This is a genomic window from Bdellovibrionales bacterium, from assembly GCA_016714165.1.
GTDB lineage: Bacteria > Bdellovibrionota > Bdellovibrionia > Bdellovibrionales > UBA1609 > JADJVA01.
Genome location: JADJNU010000001.1, coordinates 744,674 through 759,699, shown reverse-complemented (window position 1 = coordinate 759,699; position 15,026 = coordinate 744,674). Strand labels below are relative to the sequence as shown.

Genomic DNA, 15,026 nt, shown 5'->3' with positions numbered 1-15,026 from the left:
TGACAATTTTGAGGGATAAAATGGCTAAATTTCAATCGCTGGTGTTTGTTTTTTTGGTTTTGTGTGGACTGAGTGCTTGCGAGTCCAAGCCAAAAAAGACGGAAGAGACTCAAAATTGGTCGGGGCAGATGCAGCATCTTGACCAAGTGATGAAGGAGATGATCCCGGTTATATATGATCGCGGAGACTTCACGGACCCAAAAAATGAAAAGAGGATCATCGCTCGCATGGAGGATTTTTCCAAGAGCGTACATAAGATTTCTCCCGAGAGATCAAAGCAGCTTATCGGCGAGGATCCTCTGTTTAATTTTAGTTTGAATCGATTCAGAAGTGATTTAGGTAGGGCCAAGGAGAGTTTTGAGTTAGGCCATAAAGAGTATTCAAGAAGTGTAATGAAATCGGTTGTTGGGCATTGCTTTCGATGCCACACGAGAACCACGATGGGTCCCGAGTTTCAGGGTGATAAAATGGATTTTTCAGGATTGAAACTCAATCGCTTGGAGAAAGCGGATCTATTGGTTGCCAGTCGTCGTTATGATGAGGCTCTTTCGGTCCTGGAGAGTATTATTGATGACAAAAATGATGGTGGCGATTTTCCTTTCGAAATGGAGAGAGCTCTTCGTCGTTATCTCTCTATGATGGTCAGAGTGCGTAAAGACCCGAGTCGGGCCATTGCAAAAATGGATCAGATTATGGAGCGCAAGACAGTTCCCTATTATCTGCTTGAAGACGTGAGAAAGTGGAAAAAATCTTTAGAGTCATGGTCCGCTCAAGCGAAGTCGGGTCAGTCGGTTGCTAAGGACTCCATTAAGTCAGCTAAAGATGAAATTCGCAAGGCCCGTTTAGCACAGGGTTTTCGTAAGGATCATGGAGGCGACGTCGAATATTTGGTTGCCACAAGTTTTCTTCATGAGGGTTTGACAGGTCTGAAAAAGGCCAGCGAGAGATCTGAGGCATATTTTTTATTGGGTGAGAGCTACGAGGTTCTTGGCGATTTAGGGTCCTGGAATCTTCATGAGTTTTATTTTGAATCTTGCGTTCGTGAGTGGCCTAAAGGTCCCTTGGCTCGTAAGTGTTATGAGCGATTGGAAGAGAGTGTCTACGTGGGGTATTCTGGCAGCTCTGGCGTGCATGTCCCTTATCATGAAAAGAAGCGCTTGAGTGAAATCAAGAATCTCATTAGCGTGCGTTAGTCGGCAGGGATAGATGAGGGTTATCTCTGAAGAGCAGGTGCTCTGCGAGCTACGAAAAAAGTCCAATTTTGCTCGAGGCAATTATTTAGCGATGTATTCCTCTTGGATTGGTGGAATAGTCCAGGAGCCATCCCTGATGTTTTTGCCCATAGATGACCACATAGTTCATCGCGGTGACGGAGTTTTTGAAGCTTTCCGAACTCAGGCGGGCCATATTCTCGAGTTTGAGGGGCATCTTGCTCGGTTGGAGCGCTCTGCCTCTGCGATCGGGATATCGCTCCCTAATGATTCATCTGAAATATTATCGATATGTCTTGAATTGCTGGCTCTGGCTCCGAAGGATTCTGACGTCCTTTTTCGCTTGTATGTTTCTAGGGGCCCCGGTGGGTTTACAACGAACCCTTATGAGTGTGTTGGCAGTCAGCTCTATATTGTGATGACTCGGTTTCAGTCTTATCCTGAGGTAAAATATGAATCGGGGGTGAAGGCGGGTGTCAGCCAGGTCTTGGCTAAGTCAGCTCCCTATTGCCAAATAAAGAGTTGTAATTATCTTCCCAATGTAATGATGAAAAAAGAGGCAGTTGATCGAGGGCTTGATTATACTCTTTGTTTTACGGAGCAGGGCGAATTGGCCGAAGGCTCTACAGAAAATGTTTTATTGTTTACAAGTGGAAGAGAGATTGTGGCCCCACTGTTTGACTACACTTTGAAAGGAACGACACTGTTGCGCGTCCTCAATCTGGCTCATGCTCAGGTTGGTGTGAATTCTTTTGTAAAGAGTGTGAGCCTTGCACGGCTTTACAAATCAGATATTGATCAGGCCTCAGAGATTCTTATGGTCGGAACAACCATAGGTGTTTTGCCTGTGACCGAGTGGGAAAGAAAGCCAGTCGGGTCAGGAAAAGTTGGGCCTTTTTTTAAAATGATTCAAGCCCTCTTGACGGAGTACTATTTGAATCCCTCAGAAAGTGAGTCATTTTTTTCGTGATTATGGTAAATTCTTCGGTTATTAAATTATGAGCTAAATCTTTATCCCGAGCCCAACTATATGCTCGGGTGTGACAGGAGAAATGAAATGCGTATTGTGATGACGATGATGCTATTGGTTGGTGCGTTCTCATTGGCCTCTGGCTGTTTGTGTAACAAAAAGAGCGAAGAACCAGCAGCGACGGACACTCTTGAGGCAGCTCCTGATTCTCAGCAGTCTCTCGAAGGTGACCCCTCGCAAGGAAGTCCTGAACAACCCATTGACGAGGGTGCTCCTGTTGAAGGTATGGAAGAGGGGCAGCCAGGTGGGGGTTCTGAATCTCCGGAATAATTTCTGGTCAATTTTATGATTGAGAAAGTGAGGGGATAGATTCTTTGATTCTATCCCTTTCCTTTTGTTTTATTGTTCCCGTCCTTGTGATTCTTTTCGATAAAATCGATGATTTTTCCTGCGATGTCTTTTGAGGTTGCTTTTTCAATCCCCTCCAGTCCTGGCGAGGAATTCACTTCCATTACAAGGGGGCCGTGTTTTGATCTCAAAATATCTACACCACAAATATTAAGACCCATGGCGCGTGCGGCCCGAATTGCCGTGCTACGCTCCTCTGGCGTTAGTTTTACGAGTTGAGAGGTTCCTCCCAGATGGAGATTTGACCGAAACTCTCCAGGCTTACTTTTTCTCATCATGGAAGCGACGACCTTGTCATCAATGACGAAAGCTCGAATATCAGTTCCCGAAGATTCTTTGATAAATTCTTGAACAAGAAAGAAGGCTTCAAGCCCGCGAAAGGCATCGATCACACTTTCAGCGGCCTTTTGAGTTTCAGCAAGAACGACACCCTTGCCTTGCGTGCCTTCAAGTAGCTTTATGACGAGCGGGGGGCCTCCAACAATCTCCAAGAGCTCTTTGGTCATGCGAGTGCTATGAGCAAACCCTGTGACGGGCAACCCGATGCCTTTGCGGGAAAGGATTTGCAAAGCCCGTAGTTTGTCTCGAGACCTGGTTATCGCAACGGATTCATTCAAACTATAGACACCCATCATTTCAAATTGGCGAACCACGGCACATCCGTAAAAAGTGATTGAGGCTCCAATTCTTGGAATAACGGCATCGAAATAGTCGAGACTCTTTTTTCGATAGTAGACTTCAGGCTTATGAGAAGTGATATTCATGTAGCATCGCAAAGGATCGACGACCTCGACATGATGATTTCTCGCGTGGCCGGCTTCTACAAGTCTGCGAGTTGAGTAGAGTTTTGAATTCCGCGAGAGAACACAGATGTTCATGGATTTGCCCTTTTGAACCTTAAAAACTATTATTAGGTTATGGAATCGAATTGCGCAAAAGGTTTGGTATTTAATTGAAAAAACTCGGTCGGAGGGCGGCCAGCCTGAGAGGTTGGAATGTCCTGCCCCCTTTATTTTGCTTTGGAGGTCATATTGCCCGACCCGACAATGGTTTTGGATGTATCGACCCCTGATCGAACAAGAGATCAGGGGGTAAGGGATTGGAGCGCAGGCTAAAGCTAATGTCAAAAGACCATCAACTGTATCGACTGGCGAATGGTTTCACTCAAATCAGGCCAGCAGTTGCCCGCCCTTATTATTTAAGGTCAGATCTCCCCATAGTCAGATTAAAATTCATACCCTGGAAATGTTTAGATGCTTGGATTGCCAGATCCAACTGGGCTGCGGTCAGAGCATTTTCCAAATTGAGGCCAGCAATTGAGGGCACACGACCTGAACTCAAAGCAACCCGGTTCACAACGCCGTCCTCTTCAGGTTTTTGCCAAGAGGGTCGATCCATCTTTAGCACCCAGGTTTTAAATGTGTGTGATTCGGTCGGAGTGCCCTTCTCCTTAACCAATGAGATAAGTTCCTTCGTTGAAAGATCCGGATTATCAATGAGAATTTTGGCAGCAATACGTGCTATTACGGGCGTTGCCATGGATGTTCCAGACATGAGGCTGTATTGGTTCTCTTTATCCGAGCAGGTGTTATAGAGAGTCATGATCATTTCTCGTCGTCCTTCGATCGCCGAGCTATTTGGCACCCACTTTTGGGTGGATTTTTCCATTTTGCAAAGGTTTCCATTTGATCCTTCGTTCAGTATGCCATCCATAAATTTAACCAAAAATGGGCATCGATCCGCCGGGCTCAAAGATTTTAACTCAAATCCAGGTGCAAATACGAGCTCAACATTATTCAGAGGAACGTTTGTAAAGGTGGTCTTTCTTCCTTCCTTAGTTGTAGCTCCAACACAAAGAACATTGTCTGCGCTAATCCCACAGGGATATTGAACACGCGCATCGTTATCGCTCCAACCCCCATCGTTACCGGCAGCTCCGACAAAAAGTATATCCGGATGTTCTTCAATGATTTTGCGAAGCTCCTGGGTCACGATCTTCACATAGCGATTGAATTTCTCAATTTCTTGGGCGCCTTCGCCGTTTGGACGGCTAAAACTTCCCCCGAGACTAAGATTTACGATTCTGACTTTTCGTCCCTGAGCGTCTCTGTATTTCGAGACTCGCTCTACGGCATCCCTAAAGTTTTGAACAAATCGATCGCGTTCGCCAGTGTTATTGTCTTTTTTATCTTTTTGATCTTGAAAGTATGGAAGCACGCGAAATGGAATAACTCCAATCTCGCTGGTATCATAGGTCACGAGCCCTGCGACGTGGGTGCCGTGTAGGGTGGTTCCATCCTCCTGCTCAAGTCCTCGATAGGCTTCGGTGTATTTTCTCAGTCTCGGATCAATTTTTGTTAGCTCACTTTGTTCGCATTCCATCTTTTCTCTCTGGAGTGTGATTTTCTTATTAAAATCTTCGGACGAAGTATCTTTCAATATTTCGTCTTGAGTTTCCTTTCTTCGTTCTTCAAACTTGTATTTGTCTGTATCGACCACCCGATAGGAAGCCCATTCATCCATCGAATAATAATCGTAGCCGCAGCCCACCGGCTGGCCTGCTTCATTTAAGTCGAAGTGAATATTATCAGCTAGATCGGGATGGTTGTAATCCAAGCCCGTATCAAAAATCGCAACCAAGACTTTGTGGTTATTATTTATTGCTTTGAAGTCCCTCGATGTTGGCACCGGATTGCCGACAATAATATGCTCTGGCCTATTCAAAATGATGGTCTGGTCCAATTCTAAACAGCCGCTCAGCCCCACAATTGCAACTGTCGTTAAAAGACCCGCGATTAATGACCGATCTCGTATCTGTCTGATCACTTGCATCCCCTTTTTAGATATTTGAGAGCTCAGCAGAGCAAGTATTGCGCCAAGCTTGTCAATAGAGGGACATTCTATCTCTCACAGTCTCCTATTTGCCTCTGTATTTAGTTGAAGGCTTTTCTCGGAAAGCTCGATAAGTTCTGATTATCGGTGGCAAAATTGTTAATTATTGGAAGCAGGTATATTTTCTAATGTAAATTGAAGCGCCTACTTGGTGCATTGGAGTACTCCAATTGGGTCGTGAAAAATGAAACCTCCAGGTTTGGGCATGATATCTGCTTATTGATGTCTCTAAGCAGATTAAAATGCGCTGATCAATTGAATGAGCTGGTTAGGGTGCCGAATTTTGGCTCCTTTCCAGGTTTTTGACAGATTGAAGAAAACGAGGCTTCAGATGAAATTATTGGATGAAAGGCTTTGGAAGGGAATTGTTTTTGTCTTTATTTCTCATTTGGTGTTTGGGGGAAACCTGGCTATCTGCGGAGAGATCGATCACGAGATAGAGAACTTGCTCCTAAAAGAGAGAGAGCTTCAGGTAGATGGAACAAATCTAAAAGTGGATGTCTTTTTTTTATCCCCGGCCTGGAGAATTAAGCGGCAGGGCGTGGGAAAAAGGCTGATTGGAATGTCTGAGCAAGTTGTCAAAAGTCTTCATGAACTGGATCCAGCACGTGAGTACAGGTGCAAAGCAGAAGCCACCTATCGTCCCAAGGGTATTGTTGTCGATTCTTTAGAAAGCTGTAGTTCTATTTGGAGAAATAATTAGCCATTATTCCAATCTGAGAATTTGGCGTATTTTAAAATCTCCTCAGTTCTTTTCTTTTCATCCGTGAGAGTTTTTCCTCTTATAATTAATTGAGAAAACGAATAAGTGAACCGTTACCAAGGTTTTTTAGGGGACGCGGAAGTGGACCGTAGGTGATTTGGTCAACCCAAATTTGCTTGAATCATCTGGGCTCCCATTTTTACCATGCGTGACAATGAATTGGTGGATTCAGGACGTCGCTCCCCCTCCTCCTCCATCGCCACCACCTGCTCCGCCACCACCGCCGCCGCCCCCTGCGCCAGTTTGTGATGCGAATCATCCGGCTCCCCATTGGGGCGCGAAAGATGGCCAGTGCTTTGCGTCTTGCGGAGGAATCGGTGGAACAGTCTCCTTTGGAGACTCCTGCTCTAATCACAACATGCTTGATGCTGGAAGAGCCTATGATGTGCCTTTTTGCTGCAAGTAATGCGATTCAACTAGATAGGTGGGCTGTCATTCAAGTTGTTGTGACTTTGGGTTTGATGGTGAAGGCGCACTAAAAGTGCGCTCACCTCTGCATAGCATCAACATCGCGCCAGTCGAGGAACCGCTGCAACTGCGCGTTTATCAAGTTCATCTTCTTTGATGAGCAATTCTTGGGGGCAAGTCAAAAAAATCGTATCAAGTTGAGATCCTTAGTTGGCTATTATCTATTTGCAAATTTGCTGGGTCAGAATCTCTTGGTAATAACATCTCACACCACCAATTGAAATAAGACAAAAAGAGAAGCACTTGCCAAGTGTTTAAACAGCAACCACCTTCTAAGATCGTCCTCAAAGTCCTCAATGTCCTCAAAGTCCACAGGAGTGAATGTTGGCTTTTTCTGCATGGTCTTTTATTTGCAGGTCCTTGAGAAGGGTCTAGTAAAATGCTTTTTTATTAAGGGGAAGTGCTCATGGGAAAATCCTTTAAACTTGGAATTGCATCTCTTTTTGTTGTATTTTCATTTCAGAATTGTAGTCGAGACTTTTCAGGTTCAGAATCCGATCTGAACTCAACGGGTAGTATAGTTTCTGACGGTTCTTTTCCTATTGTCCATTCACAGGTTTTCCATCATCACTTGTGGAAAATGGCAGGTCAGGCCAGAATTGAAAAGAGCGATGCTCAGACATCGAAAAATACTCTGGTCGGTCAATTGAATCTTTCAGTCCAAGAGGATCAATTGCCCATTATTGGTGGGTTTATATTTGTGAGTGCCCTCGTCTCTGGAGATGGAAATATTGATACAGAAGGGTATCCGTGTCCTGCGAATGAAATCCAGGCGGATGGAACAAGATATTTGTTTTGCAGTTCGTATGAGGATAAGGATTCGAAACTATTTAAATGCAATTCGATGACCAATCCAACAGACTGTCAGTTTTCATTTCCAATTGGTGAAATAATCCGTTCTGGACAAATCTTAAGTCTAACGATTGGGTTCCTTACTGACGAGCCAAGAGACAATGGTGCTGAAACACCAGAGTTCTTAGAGGTGGAGCTGAGGGATTTTCTCAAATGACATTCGAGTCTATTTGTATCGAGTCTCAGGGCGCGAGTTATCGGAAATTTTGAACCGCAGGTTTGGATTCTTTGATTCACTCCCCATGGCTAAAGCCAGGGGCTTTACGTCACGAATGTAAAATTGCTCCAAACGAGTTCATTCGTATATCACAAGAGCTCACAAATGGCCTGAAATCTGTGATACGAAAAGCTAGATGGAGGAACTCTTCCTTCGATGGTTTCTACTCACTGGCGTCGTTTGGAATTTGGACATTTTCTGAATCGGAGCTAGTTTTGTTGGGGGCTGGGTTTTTTTTGTCTGGAGTTGGAGCGGGTGCGGGAACCAGATCTTGATCTTGGATGTGGTTATTAATGCCAGAACTTGGCTTTGGAATTGAAGTGGGAATTGGATTCGATTTGTGGGCCTGTCGTTGTGAGGGATTATCCTCTTCTGATAAATTTTTTACAACAGGCCGTTTCAGTTTTGTCGGGCTGTTATTTTGAGTCTCCCCTTGCAGGAGGGGACGAACAGGAATCATTTGTTTGTTCGACTGCATTGATTGTGTTTTGATTGACCCATTTTGATGAGTGGGTTGATGAGTGGGTTGATGTGAGGGGAGCCTGGTCAATTCATTTTCTCTTTTTGTCAGGTCTTCGACGAATGGATAGATTGATTCAAGAAGTGCTTGTCGCTCAGTAAATCCGAGGTCCCTCAGACATTGAGGGCAGGTAAATACAACTTCCGAGCATTTCTCGGGTTTGTATTTGTCGATGCAGGCTTTCTTTACCTTTAAAGTAAATCTTTTTTCATCAAAGTCGCTCGTCCTCTCAATGGCATGTATTCCCGTGAGATGGAAGAGTGCGATCATGGACAGAGCCATTAACGAAAGAGAAATGGACTTGGCGCCGGTTCTCCACCCAGTGTGAATTCGAATTTTCTGTATGAATCCAGTAGAAAGCAATATGGGAAGAATAAGGACGCCGAGCCATCTGATGATAATTCTAGGATCCCGAATCTGAGTTAATAGATAGATATTTTCCTGATCTAGAAGAAAAATTAAAGGCACCGGGAGGCCAATGATGAGGCCCAGTAGCGTGCTTCGCCATATGCTGAAATGAGAAGAGTAGATAGAAAAAGAACTATCTTTTCTCCCTTTTTCTTCAAAGGACTTATTTCCCGGTTGGGAATGAGCGGCTTCCTCGCTATTTTTAGATCTCTTTTTCCCGCGGTTTTTATCCTTGGTGTACTGTTCGGTCTGTGGTTCAGCTAGTTTAAGAAGGTTTGGATCAATGATGATGGCGTTTTCCGCTGCATGATCAAAGCTTGGAGCGACGGGCGTATCAGAATCAGGAGACGCATTTATGGCCTTCAGGAGGTTTGGAGGGGGGCTTGGAGGAGACAGATTTTGAGATTTGCCTGTGTCATCCGGCACGCCAAGATCGGCGATGCTAGCGAAACTTGGGGCCGTAACCATGCTGGAACTCTTGCTTTCTCCTTCCTCACTCCAATTCTTGGCTATCCCACTGTTTGAAGATTCTCGCCCAAACTGAAATAGGTTGGTATTTCCATCGGGGACAGTTTTCTCCATTTTTTCTGAGGAAACCTCAGTTCTTGATAAGTCATCGGGCTGGACACCCCTGGAATTTGAAGAGGTGGCCTGGTTTTCCAATCCGTTGTTATTGCTGAAATCATCTGTTGTTTTCACAATTTGAGAGGGCATTCCAGCTGGCATTTCAACAGTCTGGCCCGTGATCAACACTTCGAATTCCTGATCTCCAATGATAAGTTTTCCTCCCGTTCTTAATCTGACAGGAGTGCGAGCTGGGATGAGCTCACCATTAACTAAAACTCCATTTTTGGATTCCAAATCTTCAACTGTGAAGACCTCATCGGTGCAACGTAAGACACAATGCGTGCGGCTCATCCGTCCGTCATCTGGGTAGGATCGATCACAATCCATCCGACCGATGGTTGTATCAGTCTTAACCCTAAACTTCTTTTTAGTTTGAGCATGAATTAAAAATGCCTTCATTGAACGCTAATGGCTCCTTTTCATACAATTTTATACCCTTTGCCAAATTCATCACTCTGGCTCATTTCCATGTCCTATCGGAAAGTTAGGCCCCACAAATGACTTTGTTGGTGTACAATTGGACCAGGACTCCATGTGTGTGTGTCTGCGAATTCCTGACGCACACTAACAATAGTTTTGTAGACGACCATTGCTTGACTAGACATACGGCGTGCGGTTACAAGTTTCATTCTCTCTGGGCGGTAGAGTTCAAAAATGCCCGGAGCAAATTCTTCTGGCGCGGGGTGGAGCAGCCTGGTAGCTCGTCGGGCTCATAACCCGAAGGTCGTCGGTTCAAATCCGGCCCCCGCAACCAATTTCCAAAATGAAATTGGTAATAAAATCAGACACCTAAGCCAAAAGTAACTGAACAAAATGTCCCAAATCTTCACAACGAAAATTTAAGAAAAGCGATCCATGCTCACCGGCGGTGAGTAGGAGGGGTTCGTGCGCCTTTTTATAGGAGTGCTGCGCGAGGTGAAAAGTTGTTGATGTGAGTATAAGTTGAGCGGCGCCGACAATCTAATGGGAGGCTCAATTGAAACTATATAATTTCGATCACTCACCCAATCCCCTGAAAGTAAGAATGGCTCTGGCCGAACTTGAAATCGATCATGAGCTTAAAGAAGTCATTTTATTCAAGAGAGAACAGCGGCACGAAAGTTTCCTAAAAGTAAATCCTCTGGGAAAGGTTCCTGTTCTCGTCGACAAAGATATCACTCTACGGGAATCAAATGCCATTCTTTGTTATCTGGCGAAGGAGTACGGTAGATACCATTGGCCGTCGAATCCGCGCCAGGAATCGATCGCCATGCAGTGGCTATTTTTTGAGTCAGCTCACATGGCGCCATCGTTCGGTACCATCTGGTTCAATAAATTTGGATTGCCAAAAATAGGATTTCAAGCAAAGTCTCTGAGCGAGCTTGGCGATGCTGTCGAGGATGTCGAGTGGGCACTGGGTCACTTGGAAACCCATTTGAAAGAGAATCAATACGTGTTGGGAAGGGATTTTTCTCTCGTTGACTGCGCCATCGGGGTTCAAATCGCAGCGCTCAAGGAGACCGTACTTTCTGATTCTAATTGGTGGCCACACGTTCAAAGTTACATGCAAAGAATTATTAGTCGGCCTTCTTGGAACAAAGCTAGAGGCAAAGCCATTTGGGATAACTGAGAAAGATTATGAAAGCACACTTCATTTTATATGTCAGTGACCAGGCCCGCAGTGCTGCATTTTATATTGAAGTCCTTGGAACAAAACCGGCGCTCGATGTTCCTGGCATGACCGAGTTCGCGCTCAACGACGGCTGTGTTTTGGGGTTGATGCCAGAAAAAGGAATCAAGCGCCTACTTGGCGATGCACTCCCAGATCCATCTGAAGCGAACGGGATACCGCGAGCAGAATTATACTTACGAGTGGATGACCCGAATGCCTTTCACCAGCGGGCAATAAAAAATGGAGCTAAAGAATTGAGTCCTGTTGATAGACGCGACTGGGGCGACATTGCCGGCTACAGCATGGATATCGATGGACATGTGATTGCTTTTGCTAAGGCTGTCCAGTGAGCAACGTTGCCAATCCCACCCAGCGTTTCAGTGATCGAGTCGATAGCTATGTGAAGTATCGCCTAACTTACCCTCAAGAAATCATCGGCTTCATCACTTCTGAACTGGGACTTACCCGAAGCAGTGTCATCGTTGATGTTGGATCTGGCGCCGGAATTTCTTCTGAACTCTTTCTAAAGAATAGCAATACTGTAGTCCGCCCAGTTGATCCTCAACTGATGGGTCGTGCTCAAACTTTTCAAGATCATCCAAGCACTCATGGCCATACTAAAAACCGCAAAGTAAAATCATCTCCAAATGGTCGGCACGACAGCTGGAATTTCCAACTCTTTTTGGCAAACAGGCTTTGAACTCGGAGAATTCCGAACTCTGCATGAACGCATCAATTAAAGGGCCAGGATCCGCGCTGGCGGTGAGCCTCTCATTCGTTGCGTCTTCACCTCATCTGGATTTGTGAGCCACGACGGAGGAGTGCGACGCCTGCTTGAATTCATAGACATTTGCTTGTTGTACGAGGACGAAGGTTGGCTTTCGGTGAGGGTACGTAAGTGCATTCATCAAACTACTCAATGCGGCTGTTTTCTACGAAAAATGGTCGGAACCGTTTTTTAAAAAAAGGCGGACAACAGCCGTCATGTAAGATCTGGGAAGTTGAGCGAAACTGAACCGATTGATGAAGCATCGAAATCCAGTCGAGACCAAGAGGAGTTTGTATATCCAAACTCCGATAAGCGTCGGGGATACTTGCTTACTGCCTATGCGGGCTCCGGTGTTAAGACGGCAAGAGACCAGATTGGGCCTTGTTACGGAATGTGAAACCTGAGGGATTGCCACTTGCCGTCAGCATAGATAATCTTGAACGACTCACGGCTATGTGTGAACTCGGAAAATTCAGAGCTCTGCATGAGCGCATCTAACTGATCAGACTTACTGACAGTTTCTAATTGTCTCTTTAATTTGTCTTTCAAGCTTCCACTTCGTAAGTCGGTCAGTCTCGCGCGCAATGGCATTGATTTGGTCCTTAAGCGCTAAAGCTTTTTGATTAAATAAATTGTTATCGCACTTTGACCAAATAGGCTCCAAAGAACCAAAGAACTCACGAACAAGCGCCCATCGCAACGTGGTCCAATCAAAACCTGAAAGTCGATTCATGTATCCATTAAAGTCCCCACTCAAGCTTGTGTAACGGCCAGCATAGGTGGGATCAAAAAACTTTCTTTGCCCTTTACTAAACAAACTCAATCCAGCACAAATTGCTTGTGAGCTCACGTCCTTATGACGGTCACAGATATCTATAGATTTTGCAACAGGAGCTATTGCCTCAAGTTTAGAAAAATCTTGACCTGACCAAATTTCTTTTACTGCTACTTCGATCACTTTCATTCTATTCCATTCAGGCTGTGACCCAAGTTCGCCGGCAACTCTTTCTTTTTCGCGTTGAACAAATGCAAGGAGGATACCCACAAATCATTCCATTGGCGAAGCTGTTCAATAGTTGGACGCTTTTGTAAAACCGAATTAAAAAATGACGAACCCCATTTCTCGTATTCAGTTGCGATTGAGTTACTACGAATAGATAATGCAAGCTGTTTATACTCACCTTTGATGTTTCTCGCAAACTCAAGAGCCTCTTTGTTTCCAGCAAGAGACTGGCCCAAATCAAGAACAAGTTGTTTAGTGCTTTCAGCGAACGGATCGATTGAATTATTAATCGCAGAATATATCCCAGCCAGATCCTGTGTCGCAACTTCTCCATTCTTAAGCCACTTAAGTGAAGACCCAATCAGCTCGTTTTTAACAGAAAAAACTGCAGGATACTTATCTATTTCGGTCTTAATTGTGGCGAATCGATCACTCCAGCTTCTGAACTCTTCGATGGTCACCTTTTTTTGAATGGCTTGATTAAACACGTCAATTTCAAACTTAGAGTAGTTTAGGTCTTTTGAAAGATTTAAGGCCTTCATTGCTTCGCTCTTGACGTTGCCATCAATAGAGAGTGCAAATGAAAGCTGATCATCGTTCGCGTTTGGATTTCGAGCAAGGTCATTGAGTAATCGCTCGGTCGATATTTTAAAAATATCCGATGAATTATCTGCGCTCTGGATTATTTGCGATATTCTTGAGGCGGAGACAATCGTTCCTTGAAACGACCAGTCAAGGCCCATTTGGAGTGCTGTGTCCGTTAACGGGAGAATATTTTTTGACTTGTCCATTTCGATCTTAATAGCTTCAAGGTGCTTTGAAGCAATACCAACAATTTTAGTTTTTGCTGAAGGATCTAACTCAGAAACGATATCTTTATTTTGAGAGACTACCTCTTTAGCAAATCGACTTAGAACCAGGTCCCAACCACCATACTGGAACTGACTTGCGGGCGTTACATTGGCGAAAACAATCGGAATTAAAGATTTTAGCAGCCCATTTTTATAAGATACATTTTCAATTTCAGGGAAAATTGTTCGGCAGGGACTAAACATCACTTGAGTTGATGGCGAAATTGCATAATTTCTCGCGAAGGCGCCAGAATAAGCAGTTACACGATCCTTCGTGCAAGTTTCGGCCTCGGCTTGGCTAAATAGTACAAGGCCGTCATTTTGTAAGCTTTTGATATTATATAAAAAACCATTATCTTTTTTGATGATTGTTGAGCTTAAGGTCAGTTTCAAGTTTCCGTTGTCCTCTGTATTCTTTGTGCCTTTAAAATCAAACTGAGGAACTTGTAGTCTAACCTCAAGATTTAAAACTCTCAAGGTGCCATCAAAAGCTATTTTCAATCCTGAAGCTTGTGAAATTAAATTTCCGCATTCGCTATTGCTCCAAACTGAAGACTGGTCAGAATCAATACGAACGGCAGAATCAGCTGACGTATAATCGGTTAACCTAAATAGCTTCGCAGATTGCTCTGCATTCAAGCCAAAGATCTGACCAACAAATGCTTGTGCTTCCTTAGAGGGCTTTAATGTTTGGGACAGTAAAGCATATATGCCGTGCTGTACAACCTCACCTGCGCCATTAACACCAAGATTTTTCACTACTGGGATTTGTGATGTCGCGGAGGCTTCTCTATATGGGGAGTATTGAGTTCCAATAATAAAGCTTTCTGCAATACCCGTTTCATAGACCTTTTGCCCAAACAAAAATACGGAACAGGTTGACCCTTCCCTTTTTGTTTCGGCCGAAACTGTATAACCTTGGCCGTTTACTTCAAGTGTTTCTTCAGTTTTTGTGTTACCAACACCAGAAAAGCTATTGTAGCCAGCTAAAATCGCAAGATTTTTACCGTCAGAAAATACGACAGATCCACTGTTCATCTTGATCAGAGCTGCACCATCGATTCCGTCTTGTTCCATCTTATTTTCCTTATGTAAACCAAATGCATCTGCTGAATCACAGGCTTTAACCACTTTGCTTTGCCAGGCTTCAAAGTTCGCTTTGTGTTGAGGGGAAAGTCTTTGTAGGGCTTCCTCTTTTGACTGAGGTGCGTTTTCCGGGCCACTGCCGCCGCCTCCACCTCCTCCGCCAGAACATGCTGTTAAGCCTAATGCGAGCAAAGACAACGATAGACCAAATGTGATTTTCAAGGAACCCCCTCCCAATTTTAAAAGTGTACAAATATCGGTAGGCGGGAGAGTAGCAAAATGCATCAATTTATTAAAGCTAAAGGCAAGTTGTCATTTCTTGTGGCGCGG

14 protein-coding genes and 1 tRNA gene are annotated in these 15,026 nt (G+C 44.5%); 10 read left to right on the top strand and 5 right to left on the bottom strand.

Features of this window, described 5'->3' with window-relative positions:
- Window positions 1-20 precede the first annotated feature (20 nt).
- The 3 genes from IPJ71_03395 to IPJ71_03385 all read left to right on the top strand — a co-directional run bounded on the left by IPJ71_03395 (window position 21) and on the right by IPJ71_03385 (window position 2,511).
- On the top strand, window positions 21-1,193 hold the full coding sequence (locus tag IPJ71_03395; protein ID MBK7842730.1) for a hypothetical protein: 1,173 nt from the start codon (window positions 21-23) through the stop codon (window positions 1,191-1,193).
- A 13-nt stretch (window positions 1,194-1,206) separates the two neighbouring features.
- Window positions 1,207-2,181, top strand: a complete 975-nt coding sequence (locus tag IPJ71_03390) for an aminotransferase class IV (protein ID MBK7842729.1) — start codon at window positions 1,207-1,209, stop codon at window positions 2,179-2,181.
- An 87-nt stretch (window positions 2,182-2,268) separates the two neighbouring features.
- On the top strand, window positions 2,269-2,511 hold the full coding sequence (locus tag IPJ71_03385) for a hypothetical protein (protein MBK7842728.1): 243 nt from the start codon (window positions 2,269-2,271) through the stop codon (window positions 2,509-2,511).
- Window positions 2,512-2,561: 50 nt separating this feature from the next.
- Here IPJ71_03385 and rimK read toward each other — a convergent pair whose 3' ends face one another.
- Both rimK and IPJ71_03375 read right to left on the bottom strand, forming a co-directional pair.
- Complete coding sequence (gene rimK, locus IPJ71_03380) at window positions 2,562-3,467, bottom strand: 30S ribosomal protein S6--L-glutamate ligase (GenBank protein ID MBK7842727.1); 906 nt, start codon at window positions 3,465-3,467, stop codon at window positions 2,562-2,564.
- A gap of 316 nt (window positions 3,468-3,783) precedes the next feature.
- Entirely contained in the window at window positions 3,784-5,415 is a 1,632-nt protein-coding gene (locus IPJ71_03375; GenBank protein ID MBK7842726.1) for a S8 family serine peptidase, read from the bottom strand.
- Window positions 5,416-5,812: 397 nt separating this feature from the next.
- On the opposite strand from IPJ71_03375, the gene IPJ71_03370 reads away from it, so the two are divergent.
- The 3 genes from IPJ71_03370 to IPJ71_03360 all read left to right on the top strand — a co-directional run bounded on the left by IPJ71_03370 (window position 5,813) and on the right by IPJ71_03360 (window position 7,721).
- A complete protein-coding gene (locus IPJ71_03370; GenBank protein ID MBK7842725.1) occupies window positions 5,813-6,184 on the top strand; it encodes a hypothetical protein in 372 nt (123 codons plus the stop codon).
- 344 nt (window positions 6,185-6,528) lie between these two features.
- Window positions 6,529-6,723 (top strand): hypothetical protein, encoded by a 195-nt coding sequence (locus tag IPJ71_03365; protein ID MBK7842724.1) that lies wholly within the window; start codon window positions 6,529-6,531, stop codon window positions 6,721-6,723.
- Window positions 6,724-7,118: 395 nt separating this feature from the next.
- Window positions 7,119-7,721 (top strand): hypothetical protein, encoded by a 603-nt coding sequence (locus IPJ71_03360; protein ID MBK7842723.1) that lies wholly within the window; start codon window positions 7,119-7,121, stop codon window positions 7,719-7,721.
- A 223-nt stretch (window positions 7,722-7,944) separates the two neighbouring features.
- Here the strand turns inward: IPJ71_03360 and IPJ71_03355 are convergent, their stop codons facing one another.
- Window positions 7,945-9,735 (bottom strand): FHA domain-containing protein, encoded by a 1,791-nt coding sequence (locus IPJ71_03355; protein ID MBK7842722.1) that lies wholly within the window; start codon window positions 9,733-9,735, stop codon window positions 7,945-7,947.
- Window positions 9,736-10,013: 278 nt separating this feature from the next.
- Between IPJ71_03355 and IPJ71_03350 the strand changes: the two genes are divergently transcribed.
- The 4 genes from IPJ71_03350 (at window position 10,014) to IPJ71_03335 (ending at window position 11,687) form a co-directional block, all read left to right on the top strand.
- A tRNA-Met gene (locus IPJ71_03350) sits at window positions 10,014-10,090 on the top strand.
- Between the two features lie 222 nt (window positions 10,091-10,312).
- Window positions 10,313-10,945: a glutathione S-transferase family protein gene (locus IPJ71_03345; protein MBK7842721.1), complete on the top strand. Its 633-nt coding sequence runs from the start codon at window positions 10,313-10,315 to the stop codon at window positions 10,943-10,945.
- 8 nt (window positions 10,946-10,953) lie between these two features.
- Window positions 10,954-11,337 carry a VOC family protein gene (locus tag IPJ71_03340; protein MBK7842720.1) on the top strand — a complete coding sequence of 128 codons (384 nt, stop codon included), beginning with the start codon at window positions 10,954-10,956 and terminating at the stop codon, window positions 11,335-11,337.
- Entirely contained in the window at window positions 11,334-11,687 is a 354-nt protein-coding gene (locus IPJ71_03335) for a hypothetical protein (protein MBK7842719.1), read from the top strand. The genes IPJ71_03340 and IPJ71_03335 overlap by 4 nt, the downstream gene beginning before the upstream one ends.
- A gap of 577 nt (window positions 11,688-12,264) precedes the next feature.
- On the opposite strand, the gene IPJ71_03330 is transcribed toward IPJ71_03335, so the two are convergent.
- Window positions 12,265-12,720 carry a hypothetical protein gene (locus tag IPJ71_03330; protein MBK7842718.1) on the bottom strand — a complete coding sequence of 152 codons (456 nt, stop codon included), beginning with the start codon at window positions 12,718-12,720 and terminating at the stop codon, window positions 12,265-12,267.
- Complete coding sequence (locus IPJ71_03325) at window positions 12,717-14,918, bottom strand: hypothetical protein (protein MBK7842717.1); 2,202 nt, start codon at window positions 14,916-14,918, stop codon at window positions 12,717-12,719. Before IPJ71_03325 ends, IPJ71_03330 begins: the two co-directional genes overlap by 4 nt.
- Window positions 14,919-15,026: the final 108 nt, after the last annotated feature.